The sequence below is a fragment of the Corynebacterium marquesiae genome (genome assembly GCF_030229635.1).
In the GTDB taxonomy this organism is placed as follows: Bacteria; Actinomycetota; Actinomycetes; order Mycobacteriales; family Mycobacteriaceae; genus Corynebacterium; species Corynebacterium marquesiae.
On sequence record NZ_JASPII010000010.1, the window covers coordinates 32,157 to 50,199 of the forward strand.

At 59.5% G+C, this 18,043-nt stretch carries 12 protein-coding genes and 1 pseudogene; 11 read left to right on the plus strand and 2 right to left on the minus strand.

Features of this window, described 5'->3' with window-relative positions:
- Nucleotides 1-43: 43 nt before the first annotated feature.
- From srtC to QP971_RS07785, 6 genes and pseudogenes are all read left to right on the plus strand, one after another.
- Nucleotides 44-982, plus strand: coding sequence for a class C sortase SrtC (gene srtC / locus QP971_RS07760; protein ID WP_239279325.1), 939 nt, complete (start codon nucleotides 44-46; stop codon nucleotides 980-982).
- Complete coding sequence (locus tag QP971_RS07765) at nucleotides 975-1,817, plus strand: isopeptide-forming domain-containing protein (protein ID WP_284811254.1); 843 nt, start codon at nucleotides 975-977, stop codon at nucleotides 1,815-1,817. The genes srtC and QP971_RS07765 overlap by 8 nt, the downstream gene beginning before the upstream one ends.
- Before the next feature lie 5 nt (nucleotides 1,818-1,822).
- Nucleotides 1,823-4,954 (plus strand): SpaA isopeptide-forming pilin-related protein, encoded by a 3,132-nt coding sequence (locus tag QP971_RS07770; RefSeq protein WP_284811252.1) that lies wholly within the window; start codon nucleotides 1,823-1,825, stop codon nucleotides 4,952-4,954.
- Nucleotides 4,955-5,259: 305 nt separating this feature from the next.
- Nucleotides 5,260-6,433: pseudogene (locus tag QP971_RS07775) on the plus strand (IS3 family transposase).
- A 607-nt stretch (nucleotides 6,434-7,040) separates the two neighbouring features.
- Nucleotides 7,041-7,730, plus strand: a complete 690-nt coding sequence (locus tag QP971_RS07780) for an alpha-ketoglutarate-dependent dioxygenase AlkB family protein (RefSeq protein ID WP_239279322.1) — start codon at nucleotides 7,041-7,043, stop codon at nucleotides 7,728-7,730.
- A 38-nt stretch (nucleotides 7,731-7,768) separates the two neighbouring features.
- Nucleotides 7,769-8,314 (plus strand): NADPH-dependent FMN reductase, encoded by a 546-nt coding sequence (locus QP971_RS07785; protein WP_239279321.1) that lies wholly within the window; start codon nucleotides 7,769-7,771, stop codon nucleotides 8,312-8,314.
- A gap of 84 nt (nucleotides 8,315-8,398) precedes the next feature.
- On the opposite strand, the gene QP971_RS07790 is transcribed toward QP971_RS07785, so the two are convergent.
- Nucleotides 8,399-9,976, minus strand: coding sequence for an aldehyde dehydrogenase family protein (locus QP971_RS07790; RefSeq protein ID WP_284811249.1), 1,578 nt, complete (start codon nucleotides 9,974-9,976; stop codon nucleotides 8,399-8,401).
- A gap of 45 nt (nucleotides 9,977-10,021) precedes the next feature.
- Nucleotides 10,022-12,271: a choline BCCT transporter BetT gene (gene betT / locus QP971_RS07795; RefSeq protein WP_269953828.1), complete on the minus strand. Its 2,250-nt coding sequence runs from the start codon at nucleotides 12,269-12,271 to the stop codon at nucleotides 10,022-10,024.
- A 333-nt stretch (nucleotides 12,272-12,604) separates the two neighbouring features.
- On the opposite strand from betT, the gene betA reads away from it, so the two are divergent.
- From betA to QP971_RS07820, 5 genes are all read left to right on the plus strand, one after another.
- On the plus strand, nucleotides 12,605-14,380 hold the full coding sequence (betA, locus tag QP971_RS07800) for a choline dehydrogenase (protein ID WP_284788328.1): 1,776 nt from the start codon (nucleotides 12,605-12,607) through the stop codon (nucleotides 14,378-14,380).
- A 184-nt stretch (nucleotides 14,381-14,564) separates the two neighbouring features.
- Nucleotides 14,565-14,693: a chemotaxis protein gene (locus QP971_RS07805; RefSeq protein WP_284811248.1), complete on the plus strand. Its 129-nt coding sequence runs from the start codon at nucleotides 14,565-14,567 to the stop codon at nucleotides 14,691-14,693.
- 271 nt (nucleotides 14,694-14,964) lie between these two features.
- Complete coding sequence (gene cmtR, locus QP971_RS07810) at nucleotides 14,965-15,324, plus strand: Cd(II)/Pb(II)-sensing metalloregulatory transcriptional regulator CmtR (RefSeq protein ID WP_049377085.1); 360 nt, start codon at nucleotides 14,965-14,967, stop codon at nucleotides 15,322-15,324.
- Nucleotides 15,321-17,213 carry a heavy metal translocating P-type ATPase gene (locus QP971_RS07815; RefSeq protein WP_269953826.1) on the plus strand — a complete coding sequence of 631 codons (1,893 nt, stop codon included), beginning with the start codon at nucleotides 15,321-15,323 and terminating at the stop codon, nucleotides 17,211-17,213. The genes cmtR and QP971_RS07815 overlap by 4 nt, the downstream gene beginning before the upstream one ends.
- A 496-nt stretch (nucleotides 17,214-17,709) precedes the next feature.
- Nucleotides 17,710-17,913, plus strand: coding sequence for a hypothetical protein (locus QP971_RS07820; protein ID WP_239273691.1), 204 nt, complete (start codon nucleotides 17,710-17,712; stop codon nucleotides 17,911-17,913).
- The last annotated feature ends 130 nt before the right edge of the window (nucleotides 17,914-18,043 follow it).

Below are 18,043 nucleotides of genomic sequence, written 5' to 3' on the forward strand. Positions count from 1 at the left end.
TCACCCAAAGCACAGCCAAGCAGAACCAACCCAGGAGTGCCCCGTGGATCACACCCTCAGCACAGACGTGGAACCGAAGAAGGAACCCCGCCGTGCCAACAGCACCAAGACCAGTCCCGTGCTGGCCGCGGTGCTCGTGATCCTCGGGGTGCTCGTGATGCTGTACCCGGTGACGTCCACCCTGTGGAATAACCACCTCGCCACGAAGGCCGCGCAGGAATACGCGAAACTCGAAAAGAGCACCCCACAAGAGGTGAAGAACACCCAGTGGGAGCGTGCCCACGAGTACAACGAGAACCGAACAACCGGCCCCATCCTCGACCCCTGGCTCGCCCGCTTCGACGAGAACAACCCGGACTACCAGGAATACCTGGACCAACTCGACGCGAACGACGCGATGGCGCGCCTCATCTTCCCCAAGATCAAGGCAGACCTGCCGATCTCCCACGGGACAGACAACGACACTTTGCAAAAAGGCTTGGGGCACCTCTTCGGCTCCGACCTGCCAGTCGGCGGCAAGGGCACGCACTCGGTGATCACCGGCCACACGGGCCTGGCGAACTCCACCATGTTCGACCACCTCAATAAGGCGGAGAAGGGTGACACCTTCTACGTCCAGGTCTCCGGCGAGAAGCTGAAGTACGTGGTCGACCAGATCAAGGTTGTGCTCCCCACCGAAACCGAGGACCTCCGCCCGGAGCAGGACAAGGACTACATCACCCTGATTACCTGCACCCCCTACGGGATCAACACGCACCGCCTGCTGGTGCGCGGCCACCAGGTCCCGCTGGACCCAGAGGATCACGAGGTTTTCGACAAGAACCACGGCCCCGGGTGGCAGTGGTGGATGTACGCGCTCCTCGCGGCAGCGGTCGTCGTGTTGCTCCTGCTGCTGCGGTGGCTGCTGAAGAACAAGCGGGATGGCGAATCCCAAGAAACGACAGAGACGATGAATAACGAAGGGGCTGGATCAGATGACTAGCCACGCACGCGCGGTGCGGATCAGCCGCAGCCTTGTGGTGGCCATCGCCCTCAGCGCTGGCCTGCTCGGCGGCGCATATGGTGGCGTCGGGGTTGCCGACGCAGCCAAGGTAGCCGGGCTGAGTGATCAGCCCGGGGTATCCCGCGACTACGGAACCGACACGCTGAGTATCACGCTTTCCCCGGGCAATGGGGACCCAGTCAATCCTGCCACGGGCAAGGTCGCGGGCGTGACCATCAAACTGGAGCGGCTGCAGGGCATCGACCCGGAGAACGCCGCCGATAAGGCGAAAGTCCGCAACACCAGCGCAGACAAGATCGCTGACTGGCCGACCGACCGCACGATCACAGCCGTGACCAACGAGGCCGGCCAGGTCCGATTCCAGGGGCTCGAGAAGGGCATATACCTGGTCACCTCCCAGGCGCCGGCTGGTGCCGCGGCGGGGGAGTACCGGGAAATCGAGCCCTTCCTCGTGGCGGTGCCGTTCCACACCGTCGCTGATAACCCTCGCCCGGTGGAGGGCGTGATCGTGGCGAAGACGAATACGACGGTTCCGCCGACCACTCCGCCGACCGAACCTCCGACGACGCCGCCCACCACCCCGCCCCCAGGGGACACCCCGCCGGGCGAGACACCGCCACCAGGGGAAACCCCGCCGGGCGAGACACCGCCACCAGGGGAAACCCCCGGGCCGGGTGAAGAGAAAGAACGCGAACAGGGCGACCTGGCGATGACTGGTGTGCAGATCATCGGGCTCGTCCTCGCCGCGGTGGCGCTGATGGGCGCTGGGTTGTTGATGCTGTTGATCACGAAGAAGCGAAAGCAAGAAGGGTAGCGACAATGAAAACAAAGTTCATGGGTGTAGCGGCCGCGCTAACCGCAGCGCTTGCGCTGGTTTTCGGCGTCGCTATCCCGGGCGCGCTACCGAGCCTGCCGGCCCCTGTTGCGCAGGCGCAGACCACGGCGATCCCGGTGAGCCCGCAGAAGCGAGACTTCAAAGACCTGGATACCAGAAAGTACAACCCGCCGTTCGAGTTCACGGTTGAGGAAGACGCCACGATCACGAGCCTTGATTTTCAAATTGGTGGTTCTGGCTGGCTGAAGGCATACGAGCTGAAAGTCGGGAACACTACACTTTCCCCGAAAATTTCACCATCGGGCAGTGCACAGCAAGCTCCGTTGACGGTTACCCATGATGGTCTGAATATTGCAGTGAAAAAGGGCGAAATCATTAGAATTTCGCCGTACTTTACTGCGCCTAAAGTATCGGGAACGGTGTCCGTTAGCCCGAAGGGGACTTTGAGCGGCAGTACCCCTCCGCCAACCGAGCCGAACCCGGAGCCGCAGCCTGACCCAGAGCCAACTCCGGAACCGAACCCGGGGGCGTCCGTGACTCCTGCGGCGCCAACCGCAGTTGATCCAGCCACCGCGCCATCGTGTGTTGAGAAGGGCTACATCAACATTCCAGACACGAAGGGTGTCGACTACTTCATTGGTGGCGAGCGCAAGCAAGCCGGTCAGCATTTCTACGAGGGCAAAAAGGCCACCGTTAAGGTCACGGCGAAGCCGCAGAACGGATACCAGTTCGCTGCCGGTGCAAAGACCGAGTGGTCCTTCGACTTCAGCGGCGAGGTGAAAGACTGTTCAGATTCTTCTGAAGACCCCAAGCCACCGGCGGTCGAAGGGCGTCACTTTGATGCCATCGGCCACGAGTTTGCAGTTAAAGCTGACCCAGTAGATCCGACCAAGCCCAATGCCTTTACGGCTAAGGTGACTGCGGAATCTCACATGAAGTACGCAACCGTGCGTATCGAGACTGACGCGACTTTCTTGGATCCGCAGAAGTACAACCTCACCCTGGATCAGATTGAGCCAGGTGTGACCTTGCAGAAACGCAACGTCAATATTGGCAACGGCTTCATCACCATGGACGTTGTTCCGGTAAAGGATGGTAAACCGGTTGACTCTGCCGTTGTACCGAAGGATGCGGTATTCACCTTCACTAATAATCTCTCGGAGAACAAGAATTTGAAGGTCGTTCTTGATGTGTATGGCGCGAATGAGAGCACACCAAAACCACCAGAGATTATCTCTCCGCCGGATGGAGCTCAGTGGGTTAACGGACGTGTCCCTAACCCGGAGCTTCCCCTGCGCTGTGGGCTCCGAATTGCGGTTGTAGCAGACCTTTCGACATCGCTCCGCTACGCAGATACTGATGGTTTCGAGGCATCCAAAAAGGCCGCGAATGCATTCATCGATTCCCTGCAGGGCACCCCAGCTGAGCTCGGAATCTATAACTTCGCAAGTAGCGGTCCGGCTAACCAGGCGGGAACGACACACGGTCAGAACCCACCCTATATTTCAATGCAGTCGGAGCAGGGCGTCCAGCGAGCAAAGGACGTAGTCAATAACTGGAGCTATAACGGAAATAACAGTGCTACGAACTGGGAAGCGGGTCTGAAGCAGGTCAAGGAACAGGACTACGACGTGGTCTACTTCATCACTGATGGTATGCCCACGACCTCTTCGACAATCAAGAATAAGGGCATCGGTGGCGAGTTCGTTCAGGCTAGTGCTCTCAACGACGCGATCAAGGCCGCCAACGAACTCAAAGCTGCCGGTACGCGTGTTGTTCCGATCATGGTTGATCTGACACTTGGCGGACGAAGCGGTCAACGCCCTGTTGTGCAGAATGATCTGGTGCTCAAAGACGCCAAGCGGATTGGCTGGACAGCAGATCCGGGACAAGCCCCAGGCCTCTACTACAAAATTCGAAGTGATCACCCGAAGGCTTTGCACGCCAATTACATCAACACCGACACCTTGGCGAATCTGAAAATGGCGTACGACGCGGCAGGCAGCCAGGCCCTGCAGGTGTTTGAACGGATGCCTAATGGGAGGTCAAACACAGTTACTTCGGACATGTCTAGGTGGACCTACGGTGCACGTGGTGTCGAGACCATGGGCGAGGATATCTCGGGCACTGGTGACACGGTGAGGGTGTCTAACTACAGCAATCTTGCGGAACAGATGAAAACAATCGCCCAAGACGTAACCACACGATGCAACGGTGTGGTGACCGTCAAGAAGCGCATTGTCGATGAAAACGGCAAGGTTCTTGAAGACGGTGCCCCAGGTTGGGAGTTCACCCTCTCTACCGGTGGCCAGGACATCATCGACCCAGGTAATGGCGAGCTCGTTCGGAGGTCGCTGAAGGCAACGTCCTCGGCCGACAGGGACCTTGGCACTGCCTCCTGGAACATCATGAGCGAACAAGAGCAGCAACTGACTCTGGTAGAGACACAGCAACCGGGTTTCAACCTCTATAAGAGGAATGACAAGAATGCCGTGTGTACCGAAACCCGTGACGGGGTAACGAAACCGGTTGAGGTCACAAATGACGGTGAGTTCGGTTTCAAGGTCAAGATGAGCGAGAAAGATAAGAAGCTGTCTTCGGTTTCCTGCGTAGTTGATAACTACAAGCAGCCGGAAACTCCGCCGGGCAAGCTGACCTTCAAGAAGGCTCAGTACGACGGCGATAAGATCGTGGAGATGTCTGGGCTGGGTGGCGCGACCTTCAAGATCTACCCGTCCAAGGGAGGCCAGCCGGACTACAGCGCTGGAGAGCTCTACACCATCAAGCCCGGGCAGGAGTCTATCGAAGTGAAGACGACCGGTACGTTCTTCCTCGTTGAAACGAAGGCTCCTAAGGGGCTCAACCTGCTGGCCCAGCCGGTCGAGTTTCAGATTTCAGTGGATGAGCAGACTAAGCAATATAAGATTTCTGCGGTCAGCACTAGCAGCGGACAAATCCAAGTGAGTGGCCAAGGCGATAAGATGATCCTGCAGGTGGCGGACACCACTGCCGGTAAGCTCCCGAAGACCGGCGGGTACGGCGTGGCCCTCGTGGGGCTCATTGGTGCCGTGCTCGCAGGCGCGGGCCTCCTGCTCGGCCGCCGTAAGACCACCTAAGCGGTAAAACCAGGCAGGGGAGTGGCGCGTGCATCGCGCCACCTGACCTAGGTAGTAGGCACATAAAGGAGGGGCGGGCTCAGCACACAACGCTGAGCCCGCCCCTTTTTCCTTGGGCTGCGTGCCACGGGCATGATCTCGATGCCAAGAACCGCTACCCCCAGTGGGCACTAATCGCTGCGTCACGCCAGAAGCAGAGGCAAGCGTTCAGAGGAGATGGACACCGGTTGAGGGCAAGCAAAGAATGAGGTTACCCTCGTTTAGTGGACACCCTATTAGTACGGATCTTGTGTCTGTAGGAGTGGGTGTTCATTGTGAGTTCGTCAGGGAAGAAGTACACCCCGGAGTACCGGCAGGAGGCTGCCAGACTGGTCATTGAGTCCGGGCACCCAATCGCTCATGTGGCTAAGGAAATTAGCGTATCAGCCACAATTTTAGGCAGGTGGGTCACACTCGAGCGGGAACGCCAAGGCTCGGTAGATGGCCGCAGTGATGTCGATATACGAGCCGAAAACGCTCGCCTGCGTCGTGAGTTAGCTGAGGCCAAGATGGATAGTGAGTTCTTGTCAAAAGGCACCGCCTTCGTCGCTTTGAGGCAACGCGATCGGAAAAATTTGAGCTACTACACCAGGAGAAGGCGAACTACAGCATAAAACGGATGAGCAGGTTATTAGAGGTTTCCCATTCTGGCTACTATAAATGGCAAAAGGCTCAAGCAGTACGGCTTCGTGGTGAAATCAGCGTCAGAGATTCCTCGACAAGTTAGACAGGAAAATTCATGACATCTGGGAAGATTCTGACGAAGTCTACGGTGCCCCACGGATTAGTGCAGAACTCTCTGAGGATGGGGTCTATGTCAATCGCTAAACCGTGGCCAAACGCCTGCGGATGATGAGTATTGAGGGCATCTCACCCAGGGCGTTTGTTCCCGTAACGACAATTCAATCCAAGCAGAAGTTCACGCCTGTAGACCTGGTAAAACGCCTATTTGATCAAGGCCAGCTTAATCGAGTGTTGATGTCGGATATTACCCATCTGCGCACGAATGAGGGCTAGCTGTACCTATGTGTTATCCGCGATGGACACTCCCGCCGAGTCCTAGGCTGGTCCATGGATAGTGTGCAGGATTCTTACCTGGTCGAACGTGCACTGCGCATGGCTTACATCCCGCGTGGTACCCAGTTCACCAGCGAACAGCTGTGGCAGGTCTGACAAGAACTAGGGATTGCACAATCGGTCGGCCGTACTGGTGTCTGCTTTGACAATGCGATGGCCGAGTCGTTCTGGTCGATAGTAAAGACCGAATTTTACGATCGGAAGAAATGACAAACCCGCAACGAAGCCCGGAAGACGGTGGGTCGCTGGATTGAGATCGTCTACAACCGGCGCCGTCGCCACTCGTCCATCGGGATGGTAAGCCCCGTTGATTTCGAAGCCCAGCTCGCTAATCAAAACGGTAATAAGAAGGCCGCTGCTTAACCCCTAAGCAGCTTAACAACGGGTCCACGACTTGCGGGTAACCCCACTACCGCTGACGATGGTCAGCGGCGAGGGCCGAGTCTGCGGGATATTTCCCAGCAGAAGTTAAACGCTGCGACCGATTACATGATTGATGAGTTAATGAGCCAGGGCATGAGCGAGAAGGAAGCCATCGAGTATTTAGACCGTGAGTTGGAAGAGGCTATCCCGGATGATTTCTGGGAAAGCACCGACTAAGGACTAATCCTGTTCCGGCTCCGGTGTGATTAGAGTTCGGCGTCCTAATCGTCTTCATGCTGTGCTTCCAGCTCTGGTGCCTTGTTCTCACTCTGGGTGTCGTGTGCGTTATCCACGGTCTGGTAGCCGGTAGGAGCCTCCTCGCCTAGTTCGAGGCTGGTGAGAAAGTCGAGGTTGTTGTGTTCCTACGGGCCGTGTGCAGTGGTGGTCTGGGGCACTTCAATAGGCCATTTGGAACCAGATAAACCAGCCGGTGAAACCCGCGTGAGGCGCCCTAGGCTTGGACCTATTGGTCTTGAACAGATTCTGATCCTTGGCGAGGATAATAGGTCTTGGTCGATTTATCGGGGCGTTGGGTTAGGGTGAGGTCATGCTTTTTGATTCGCTGCCGCGGCCGAGCGTGCGTGTAGCTCCGGGGGTGGGGCATGTGCCGGGATGGGCGGGCGTCGATAAGCAGAAGGCCTTGGTAGAAGAGATGCGCGGCATTGCGCGCGAGTATGCGGCTACGCCGATGGCGATGGTGCGGCCTCGGCTGAAATCCGGCGGGCAAATGAGCGTGTTTCAGCTGCATTTGGGCAGGTATTGGCATTATCCCAGCCATCGGTATGTAGACATTATGGACGGCACGCGGGTTCCGCCGGTGCCGGAGAGCCTGCAGCGGATTGCTCCGGGAGCGCTGCGCGCCGCGGCCGAAGTGGCTCCTGAACTTGAGTCCTGGGTGGAGACTTTTGTACCGGAGATGGCGCTAGTTAATTACTATCCGCCGGGCTCAGCCATGGGTATGCACGTGGATGCCTTTGAGGAATCACCTGCGCCGGTGATTTCGCTTTCCATTGGGGATGAGGCACTTTTCCGTATGGGGCATACCGAGTCGCGCACCCGGCCGTGGGATGATATCACGCTGTGCTCTGGGGATTTGGTGGTCTTTGGTGGGTCAAAGCGCTTTGCCTACCACGGGGTGGTGCGCGTTAATGACGGCACGTTGCCGGAGGGGTGCGGATTGAGTGAAGGACGTATCAACATCACTATCAGACAAGTTTCGGCACGGGCGGTAAGCTAGGGACGTTACATAAAGCTTGAAGGAAAGAAGGTTCTCTTATGTCTCGTATCGGCATCATCATCGGCACTACCCGTGATAGCTCGGCCGGCAAGGTAGTGGGTGAGTGGCTTTATGATCTTGCCCAGGGGCGCCAGGATGGGGTGGAGTACACCCTGCTGGATCTCAAGGAGTTTGATGTTCCGCTGCTGACCACTGACGTCATTCCTGCCACCGCTAATAAGCAGTATGCAGATGAAAAGGTGCAAGCTTGGTCTGATGCAGTGGATGCCTGCGATGGTTTCGTATTTGTTACCCCGGAGTACAACCGCTCCGTGCCGGGTCCATTCAAGAATGCCTTCGACTGCTTGGCCGGGGAGTGGACCGGTAAGCCGGTTGCGTTCGCCGGTTACGGTCCAGCGGGCGCAATCCGCGGCGTGGAAGCATGGCGCACTATCGTGGTCAACTTCTCCATGCCGCAGCTTCGCAATCAGCTGGACTTTGGCTTCTTCACCGACTGGACCGACGGCGAATTCCGCCCTGTAGATGCCAAGGTAGAACGCACCAATTCCTTGCTGGCCGAGCTGGAAGATGCTGTTACTGCATAATCAGTTCGCGTTGGCCGCATACAAAAAGCCAGCCCCCGCTGCTCGGAAAGAGCGCGGGGGCTGACTGTTATGTGGCTGGCTTAGTTACTGCAGGCCGAACTGATCCCAAGCGGCAGGGGAGAGGTTCTGGTACACGTGCTTGTGCTCTTGGTACTCAGCCAAGCCGGTGGGGCCAAGCTCGCGGCCGTTGCCGGACTGCTTGAAGCCGCCCCACTCTGCCTGCGGCAGGTAGGGGTGGAAGTCGTTGATCCAGATGGTGCCGTGGCGCAGGGCGCGGGCAACACGCTCGGCGCGGCCGGCGTCAGAAGTGTAGACGGCGCCAGCCAGACCGTACTCGGTGTCGTTGGCGATCTCGATGGCTTCTTCCTCGGTGGTGAAGGTCTCGATGGTCACGGTCGGGCCGAAGGCCTCGTCGTGGACGCAATCCATCTCGCGGGTAGCGCCATCGATGATGGTCGGCAGGTAGTAGATGCCGGCGCCCAGGTCGGTGGTGCCGGTGCCGTGCTGGCCGTTGGTGTCCTCGCTGGTAGCGGCGCGGCCACCGGTGAGGATCCTGGCGCCCTGCTCGCGCGCCTTGTCCACGTAGGCGGCGACCTTCTCGCGGTGATCGGCGGAGATGAGCGGGCCGGTCTCGGCCTTGTCATCGGTCGGGCCGCCGATCTTGATCTTATTGGCGCGCTCTACCAGGGCGTCGACGAACTTATCGTGCAGGGACTCTTCCACGACGATGCGGGAGCCTGCGGAGCAGACCTGGCCGGAGTGGAAGAAGGCGCCATTGAGGGCGTTGTCCACGGCGACGTCGAAGTCCGCATCGGCGAAGATGACGTTCGGGTTCTTGCCGCCGAGCTCGAGCGCGGTGCGCTTGACGGTCTCAGCCGCATTCTTGGCAATGATCTTGCCGGTGACCAGGCCACCGGTGAAGGAGACCATGTCCACATCCGGGTGCTGGGACAGCGGGTTGCCGCAGTTAGCGCCCGCACCGGTGATGAGGTTGCCTACGCCGTCTGGCAGGCCGCATTCCTTGAGGGCGGCCATGAGCAGCATGGCAGTGTGCGGGGTGAGCTCCGCCTGCTTGAGGACGAAGGTATTGCCGGCTGCCAGGGCCGGGCCAACCTTCCAAGAGACCTGCAGCAGCGGGTAGTTCCACGGGGTAATCAGGCCGCAGACGCCAACGGGCTCGGCGTCGATGCGCGAGCGCAGGTTGGGATCCTGCGGGTCAACTACGCGGCCGGCCTGGTGCTGGGCCAGGGTGCCGAAGAACTCGAAGGCGTTGGCGATGTCATCCATATCGCCCAGGGATTCCTCGTAGCGCTTGCCGGTATCGGCGGATTCGGCCTGTGCGAAAAGTTCCTTGTGCTCGCGGATGAAATCGGCCACGCGGATGACGATCTTGCCGCGTTCGGCGGACGGGGTATTGGCCCACTCACCGTTGTCGAAGGTTTCACGTGCAACCTTGATGGCGCGCTCGGTGTCCTCGTCGGAGGCCTCGGAAACCAGGCCCACGGTGGAGCCATCGGCCGGGCAGATGATGGTGCGGGTCTCGCCGCTCTGGGCGGCTTCCCACTTACCGTTGATGAAAAGGGACTTCGGGGCGCCGTCGGCATGTACGCCCTTCAGCAACTCGGTCTGGGTGGGGTCGAACAAAGTGTTCTGGGTGCTCAAGTGAAAAGCAACCTTTCTCTCATAGAGGTAGTTGTAATGGCCAGCTTAGCTATCTTCGCGCCAAGTGCGCTCGGGCTCGGCGCCATCGGAGACATCGGAATCGCCCGGCTGGGTCTGCTGCATGTGCAGGAAGGCCAGGTGACGCTCGTAGAGATCCAACACGTTATTAATGATCTGGTTCTCGGAATAGCCGTAGACGTCATAGCCCAGCGAACCGGTCATATCGTAGACCTCGAGGCGGTAGTATTGGTCTCCTTCGCCCGTGCTGAAGTCGGGGCGCTCGGCCGCAACCGGGAAGAGCTGATAGCGGAACATGCGCTCATTGTGCAGCTTAACTTCGAGGTCGAGCTGGGGAAGTTCGACGTCGGGAAGCTCACTGGTGAGCAAGAGGGCATCGTAGCCGCGGCTGCGCATGTGCGTTGCCACCTGCTGGAGGGCGTAGGTAGCGGTTTCGCGCAGGTAGGTATCCATCTCCTGCTTGGAGGGGAAGGTATTGGCGCGGTCGAGGCGGCTCTTCCAGAGGTCGGCGTTGGCCGGTTCGCGCTCGGTGCGGGAAGAAATCACGCCATGCATAGCGGTGGTGCGGGCCTCGCGCTGGATATTTTCCAGGCGCAGAGACTTCCACAGCGAGAACATGATGAGGTAAACCACGAACGCGAAAGGCAGGCCCATGACGACGGTCGCGGACTGCACGGTGGCAATGCCATCGATCTGCAGCAGGGCCAGGGTCAGTGCACCCACGGTCACGGACCAGAAGATGCGCAGCCAGCGGGAACCGTCCTGGCGGTTATCGGTAATGCGGGAGGTGAAGTTGGACATCACCAACGCGCCGGAGTCGGCCGAGGTGATGTAGAGCAGCAGGCCGATGAACGTGGTCAAGAAAATGACGATGGCAGAGCCCGGGAACTCTTGCAACATATCGTAGAAGCCCTGCTCAGGGACGTTGATCGCATTTTCGGCGAATTCGGGGTAGTCACCGGAGCGGACCATGTCCAAGGCGGTGTTGCCGAAGAAGGACATCCACATCAGGATGAACAGGAACGGGAAGGTGAGGGTGCCGAAGATGAACTGGCGCAGGGTGCGGCCGCGGGAGATGCGGGCCAAGAAGAGACCAACGAAGGTCGCCCAAGCAATCCACCATGCCCAGAAGAAGAGGGTCCAGGACTGCATCCAGGTATCGGCGGCCGCCTGGTCCTCGGCGAAGGCAAAGGTCTCCATGGTCCAAGATGGGAACTTCGAGACATAGTCGCCGATATTGGTCACGATGGCATCGAAGAGATACGCGGTTTTGCCAAAGACGACGACGTAAACCATCAGCGCGATGGCCAGGTAGACGTTGAGCTCGGAGAGGAAGCGAATGCCCTTATCCACGCCGGATACGGCCGAGAGGGTCGCAATAGTAATGGCGATGATGATGAGCGCGGCCTGCAGACCGAAGCCCTGCTCAAAGCCGAAGATGAGGTGAATGCCGTAGGACAGCTGCACCACGCCGATACCCAGGGAGGCGGTCACACCGAAGACGGTGCCCAGCATGGCGGCGATGTCGACAGCGGAGCCAATAGGGCCGTGCACGCGCTTGCCGATGAGCGGGTAGAGCGCGGAGCGGATAGCCAGCGGCATATTCAGACGGTAGGCAAAGTAGCCGAAGGCCATACCCATCAGGGCGTAGAGGGCCCAGCCGGTCAGGCCATAGTGGAACATGGCGTAGACCACGGCTTCCTTGGCGGCCTCCATAGTCTCGCCCTCGCCCACGGGCGGCGCCATGTACATGGTGACCGGCTCGGCGACGGCGAAAAACATGAGGTCCACGCCAATGCCGGCGGCAAAGAGCATGGACACCCAGGAGAAAGTATTGAATTTGGGCCGCGAGTGGTCTGGGCCTAAGCGGATATTGCCGGCATTGGAGATGGCAATATAAAGGACGAAAACCACGGCGATGGTGGCGGTGAGAACGTAGAACCAGCCGAGGTTGGTACCAATCCAGCCGGTGACATTGGCCAGGGTCTCCGCCGCTGATTCACGGCCAAAGCCGGCGTAGAGCACCATGGCGATGATCAACACGCCAGAGATAATAAATACCGGCCAGTTGGTCTTGGGTGCGGGGACCTCGCCCGCGCCTACATCATCGCCGGTTTCTGCCTTATAGCTGCCGACGAGGGCGCGGACTTGGTAGCGCGGGCTGCGCTTTTTGGTATCCCCAGAGGGGGTTGCGAGAGAGGTGTTTTTACCCCCTTGTTGGGGGTCTTTACTTGAAGTGTGAGACTCCTCAGGATCGTGAGGGTCAAAGTTAGCCATCTACTTCTCCTATTGTTGGTTGGTTTGGGTCGAATCTTTCGCACGGGTGCCCCAAAATGCTCACAAGATCGCAGGGAGAGATAGGTGAGTGAAATGAATCATATTCGGGCGAACTATGCGCAAAGACTTCGGATTTCATCTCCAGAGACATCCATCCGGACAAGGTAAATATACATTAAGATGGGCAAACTTCTAGAGGGATGTGTACTCTGGAGATAGTGCCCGCACATAAGGCGATGTGAATAAATACAGACTTTTGTATAAATTACAATATTTTCACTTCCGGTGGGGCAATCTTGACGTGTGAAATATTTCACAGAAAGAAGGGGATTTATGGGTTTTATGGACAAGCTGACCAAGAAGCGTTCCGCTAAAAAGGTCACCGATGAAGTAAGCGACGTAGTCGTCGTTGGCGGTGGCTCCGCAGGCTCCGTCATCGCCGCACGCCTGACCGAAGACAAGAACACCCGCGTGCTGGTCCTTGAGGCTGGCCGCCCAGATTCCCTGTGGGATCTGTTCATTCACATGCCATCCGGTTTCTCTTTCCCGATTGGTGCAAAGAACTATGACTGGATGTACGAGTCCGATCCGGAGCCGGAGATGAACGGCCGCCGCGTTTACCATGCCCGCGGCAAGGTTCTCGGCGGATCTTCTTCCATCAACGGCATGATCTACCAGCGCGGTAACCCGATGGACTATGAGAAGTGGGGCCAGAACCCGGGCATGGAGAACTGGGACTTCGCCCACTGCCTGCCGTACTTCAACCGCATGGAAACCGCCGCTGCGGCTGAGCCGAACGATCCGCGCCGTGGCCACGATGGCCCGCTGTACCTCTCCCGCGGTCCGGCTACCTCCGAGCTCTTCCAGGCCCTGTTCAAGTCCGTGCAGGAGGCCGGCTACAACCTGACCAATGACGTCAACGGTTACCGCCAGGAAGGCTTCGCTCCGTTCGACCGCAATATTAAGAACGGCAAGCGTTGGTCCGCTGCTCGCGCATACCTCTACCCCAACATGGATCGCGAGAACCTCGAGATCCGCACCCGCGCTTTCACCACCAAGATCCTCTTCGAGGGCCAGAAGGCCGTCGGCGTCGAGTACGAGTGGCAGGGCGGCGTTCACCGCGTCTATGCCGAGAAGATCGTCCTGTCCGCCGGTGCCATCAATACCCCGCAGCTGCTGGAAATCTCCGGCATTGGTGACCGTGAGATTCTGGAGAAGCATGGCATCGACGTCGTCAAGCACCTGCCGGGTGTGGGCGAGAACCTGCAGGACCACCTCGAGGTCTACATTCAGTATGAGACCACCAAGTCCACTGCTTCCTCCCAGCCTTACCTGGATAAGTGGCGCTGGCCGTTCATGGGCCTGCAGTGGCTGCTGACCCACAAGGGCCCGGTTGCTACCTCCCACTTCGAGGGCGGCGGCTTCGTGCGTTCCAATGAGAACGAGGATTACCCGAACCTCATGTTCCACTTCCTGCCGATGGCCGTGCGTTACGACGGCCAGAAGGCGGACGTCAAGCACGGCTTCCAGTGGCACGTGGGCCCGATGTTCTCCGATACCAAGGGCCACGTTCACATCAAGAGCGCCGATATCCACGACAAGCCGTCCATCCTCTTCAACTACCTGAAGACCGACCAGGACCGCCGCGAGTGGGTTGAGGCCGTACGCGTTGCCCGCTCCCTGCTGGATACCAAGGCTATGGAAGAGATAGGCGCCCGCGAGTTCAGCCCGGGCCCGGATGTCCAGACCGACGAGGAGATCCTGGAGTGGGTCCGCAACGATGGCGAGACCGCGCTGCACCCATCGTGCACCGCCAAGATGGGCGCGGAGTCCGATCCTATGGCCGTGGTTAACCCAGACACCATGGGTGTATGGGGCGTCGAAGGCCTCTACATTGCAGATGCCTCCGTATTCCCCTCCGTGACCAACGGCAATATCTACGCCCCAACCATGATGGTGGGCGAGAAGGCCGCTGACCTCATCGCCGGCCGCACCCCGCTGGAGCCAAACCACGCTGAGTGGTACAAGGCCAAGCAGGATATGCCGCTCTACGCTGAGGGCGAAGCAGTCCGCGATCACAAGCACTCCATCCAGGGCGCTGACCACTAAGCAGCCTCCCGCTGGATGGCTGTAGCGCCGCGTTCCCTTTTCCTGGGGGCGCGGCGCTTTTGCTTGCCGACGTCCCCCTTGGCCTCACCGTTGCTCCCTATCCGCTGGGCCAGAACCATGATTTAATCGCCTCGCAAGGAACTAGGTCCACTGTAATGGGGCACCAGAGTAAAGGAAGGCATTGATGCTCAGCATTATCGCTTTAGTCATTAGTATCGTTTTCGCCGTTGCCGTTATTAAAAAGCTCGATGACATCGATACACACCTGAAGGAACTACTCGCCTCGCGCGAAGATGGCGAAACACCGCGTTAATCGTGCGGGTGGCTAAGGAGATGGTGAACGAATTTCGAATTAACCAACTGCAAAAGGCCCATACCGACCGTGAAATGGAATTTTCCTGCGATATAGCTTGAAGGCTATGGCTTCGCCGCCCACGTCGCCTCCGCGTTGGGTTGGCAGCCGAACCGCGAAGGACCAGTCATCGGCTATCCCATCGACTAATTCTTGCAGGTGGCAGGACTTTCGCGTGACTGTTAGTTTAGCCCATTTTAAATAGTTCATTGCATACTGCATAATTCAGCGCATGCTGACTATTGCTTCGCGCCTCGACGTCATGAACCGGCTCGGCCGGGCCATGGCTGATCCGACGCGCTCCCGAATCCTGCTAACCCTACTAGACGGTCCGAGCTACCCGGCCGTGCTCGCGCAAAGCTTGGATCTGACCCGCTCGAACGTCTCGAACCACCTATCCTGCCTGCGCGATTGTGGCATTGTCGTAGCTGAGCCGGAGGGCCGCAAGACCCGCTACGAAATCGCCGATCCCCACCTCGCGGCAGCGCTCGAAGCGCTGGTCCACGCGACGCTGGCCGTCGACGAGAATGCCCCCTGTATCGACACTGAGTGCTCGGTGCCCGACTGCGGCGAGAAAGGAACGAACGCATGAGTTCAGCATGTGGATGCGAACACGAACCCGTCACGGAGATTGACGAGCTCGATCGGCCATGGTGGAAGGACCCTGAGCTACTGCTGCCGATCTTCTCCGGCGTAGCCCTCATAACAGGACTGGCGCTGGACTGGTCCGACTTGGAGACGCCCGCGACGGTACTGTATTGGGTTGGCCTGCTGTTGGGCGCTTACACGTTCGCGCCTGGAGCGATCCGGAACCTTGTCACGAAGCGCAAGCTCGGCATTGGCTTGCTAATGACGATCAGCGCGGTCGGCGCGGTGATCCTCGGATTCGTCGGAGAGGCCGCGGCGCTAGCGTTCCTGTACTCGATCGCCGAAGCACTGGAAGACAAGGCGATGGACCGGGCCCAAGGCGGACTGCGGGCACTGTTGAAGCTGGTACCGCAGACCGCGACGGTGCTGCGCGACGGCACAGCGGCCGAGGTCGCAGCGAAGGACCTCGAGGTTGGCGAGCTAATGCTCGTTCGCCCCGGGGAGCGGATCGCCACGGACGGCATCATTCGGTCCGGGCGCTCCAGCCTTGACACCTCAGCGATCACCGGAGAATCCATTCCGGAGGAGGTTGCGCCCGGCGACGAAGTGCCTGCGGGAGCGATCAACTCCGCCGGGGTGCTGGAGGTCGAGACGACCGCAGCTGGAACGGACAACTCGCTGACCACACTCGTGGACCTAGTCGAGCAAGCGCAGGCGGAAAAGGGCGACCGCGCCCGGATCGCCGACCGGATTGCCCAACCCCTAGTGCCCGGGGTGATGATCCTGGCGGTGCTGGTCGGCGTTATCGGCTCGCTGCTGGGCGACCCTGAGACGTGGATCACCCGTGCGCTGGTAGTCCTGGTCGCAGCGTCGCCGTGCGCGCTGGCAATCTCCGTGCCGCTGACGGTCGTGGCCGCGATCGGCGCGGCCAGCCAGTTCGGAGTGGTCATCAAGTCCGGCGCGGCGTTCGAGCGACTCGGTGGCATCCGTCACCTGGCAGTGGACAAAACCGGAACCCTTACCCGCAACCAGCCTGAGGTTACCGGCGTGGTCCCGGCAGACGGGTTCGATCGGACGCAGGTGCTTTCCTTCGCGGCAGCAGTTGAGCAGCAATCGACACACCCCCTCGCCGCGGCGATCGCGGCAGCGGGGCCCGAAGCACCCACCGCCTCGGACATCAGCGAGGAAGCTGGGCATGGCATTGGCGGCACCGTCGAAGGCCGACGGGTGCTGGTGGGTAGCCCCCGATGGATCGACGCCGGGCCACTGAAAGCGGACGTTGAGCGCATGGAGTCCGAGGGCCAGACCTGCGTCCTGGTCACCGTCGATGACGCCCTCGCCGGGGCGATCGGGGTCCGCGACGAGTTGCGGCCCGAGGTGCCCGAAGCCGTGCAGGCCCTGCACGCCAACGATGTGGAAGTAAGCATGCTCACCGGCGACAACACTCGCACCGCCCGGGCGCTGGCTGGAATCGCCGGAATCGACGACGTGCGCGCCGAGCTGCGCCCTGAGGACAAGGCAAGCATCGTCGCTGAATTCTCCTCCAAGACGCCGACGGCGATGATCGGCGACGGCATCAACGACGCGCCAGCACTGGCGGGTGCGACGGTGGGCATAGCGATGGGAGCGACCGGCTCTGACGCCGCGATCGAGTCCGCTGACGTCGCCTTCACCGGCCACGACCTCCGGCTAATCCCGAAGGCGCTGCAGCACGCCCGCCGAGGAAGCCGGATCATCAACCAGAACATCGTGCTGTCTCTGGCCATCATCATCGTGTTGATGCCACTGGCGATCAGCGGCGTGCTGGGTCTGGCCGCCGTCGTGTTGGTTCACGAGGTCGCCGAAGTGATCGTGATCTTGAACGGCCTGCGGGCTGCGCAAGCGAAGCGCTGAGGCTGCGACCGGCAAGTCTCATAAGGGTTAAACCACACGCCGAGCGTCCACACCTTGGGACAGGCACGTCATTCGAGTTCATAGTCCGTCGCCGTGGAATCGGGATCGTACTCGGTGACCTGTCCCTTCTCGGTGCGGGTGGGCACGGGGGCTGTGGGCGAGCCACCACCCGGCACGTGCCCCAGCCGGTCAAGGGTCCCCGAGCGCTCCGCGTCTCCAGCGCAGATCGTGGAAGGATCGAACTTGCTCAGGGACCAAGCGTCACTGCGAGACTCTTTTTGTCCCGCAACTTGAATAGTTCAGCGGCCTTGATACCGCGGACATCCATTCGGAGTGCTGCCGAGTCTCATCGACACAGCCCGTGACTACCTGGGCAGTGTGTTTGGCAAAGGACCCCACCCTCATCAGCGTTGCCGAGCCCTCGCCGTTCCAGTTGCCGTAACCGACTAGATGCAGATTCTTCGGCGCGGTTTTCGCGCAGTTTATTCGCCCCGATATGTCGCCCACTTGGACCGTTGCGGTGACGGTAATCCCCGTGGCGATGTCCGTGACATGGTTTTCTACCTTTGCGCTCATTGTGCGCGCAGCATCGCGCTGGATTGCGCATCATTTCGCGACCATCGATATCGTTTCTGGTCTTATCTTTGCGGTGCTGGGATTCATTATGGTCGTGGAGGGCGCTATCGAGCTCTTCGGTTAGTACAGGTAGTGGATTTCTATAAAAGAGTTGATATAGGAGCTACCTACATCACAGAACTTACCTGTTTCGCTGCAGGTGAGAGGGTTCTTATAGTGGCATGTGTTAATCCAATCGCATGCGAGTATGGAGG

Coding starts and splice junctions, on each gene's coding strand:
- QP971_RS07785 (WP_239279321.1), top strand. CDS start 7,769: ATGTCTCGTATCGGCATCATCATCGGCACTACCCGTGATAGCTCGGCC.
- QP971_RS07805 (WP_284811248.1), top strand. CDS start 14,565: ATGCTCAGCATTATCGCTTTAGTCATTAGTATCGTTTTCGCCGTTGCC.
- QP971_RS07815 (WP_269953826.1), top strand. CDS start 15,321: ATGAGTTCAGCATGTGGATGCGAACACGAACCCGTCACGGAGATTGAC.
- QP971_RS07765 (WP_284811254.1), top strand. CDS start 975: ATGACTAGCCACGCACGCGCGGTGCGGATCAGCCGCAGCCTTGTGGTG.
- QP971_RS07770 (WP_284811252.1), top strand. CDS start 1,823: ATGAAAACAAAGTTCATGGGTGTAGCGGCCGCGCTAACCGCAGCGCTT.
- betT (WP_269953828.1), bottom strand. CDS start 12,271: ATGGCTAACTTTGACCCTCACGATCCTGAGGAGTCTCACACTTCAAGT.
- cmtR (WP_049377085.1), top strand. CDS start 14,965: ATGCTGACTATTGCTTCGCGCCTCGACGTCATGAACCGGCTCGGCCGG.
- QP971_RS07780 (WP_239279322.1), top strand. CDS start 7,041: ATGCTTTTTGATTCGCTGCCGCGGCCGAGCGTGCGTGTAGCTCCGGGG.
- betA (WP_284788328.1), top strand. CDS start 12,605: ATGGGTTTTATGGACAAGCTGACCAAGAAGCGTTCCGCTAAAAAGGTC.
- QP971_RS07820 (WP_239273691.1), top strand. CDS start 17,710: ATGTCGCCCACTTGGACCGTTGCGGTGACGGTAATCCCCGTGGCGATG.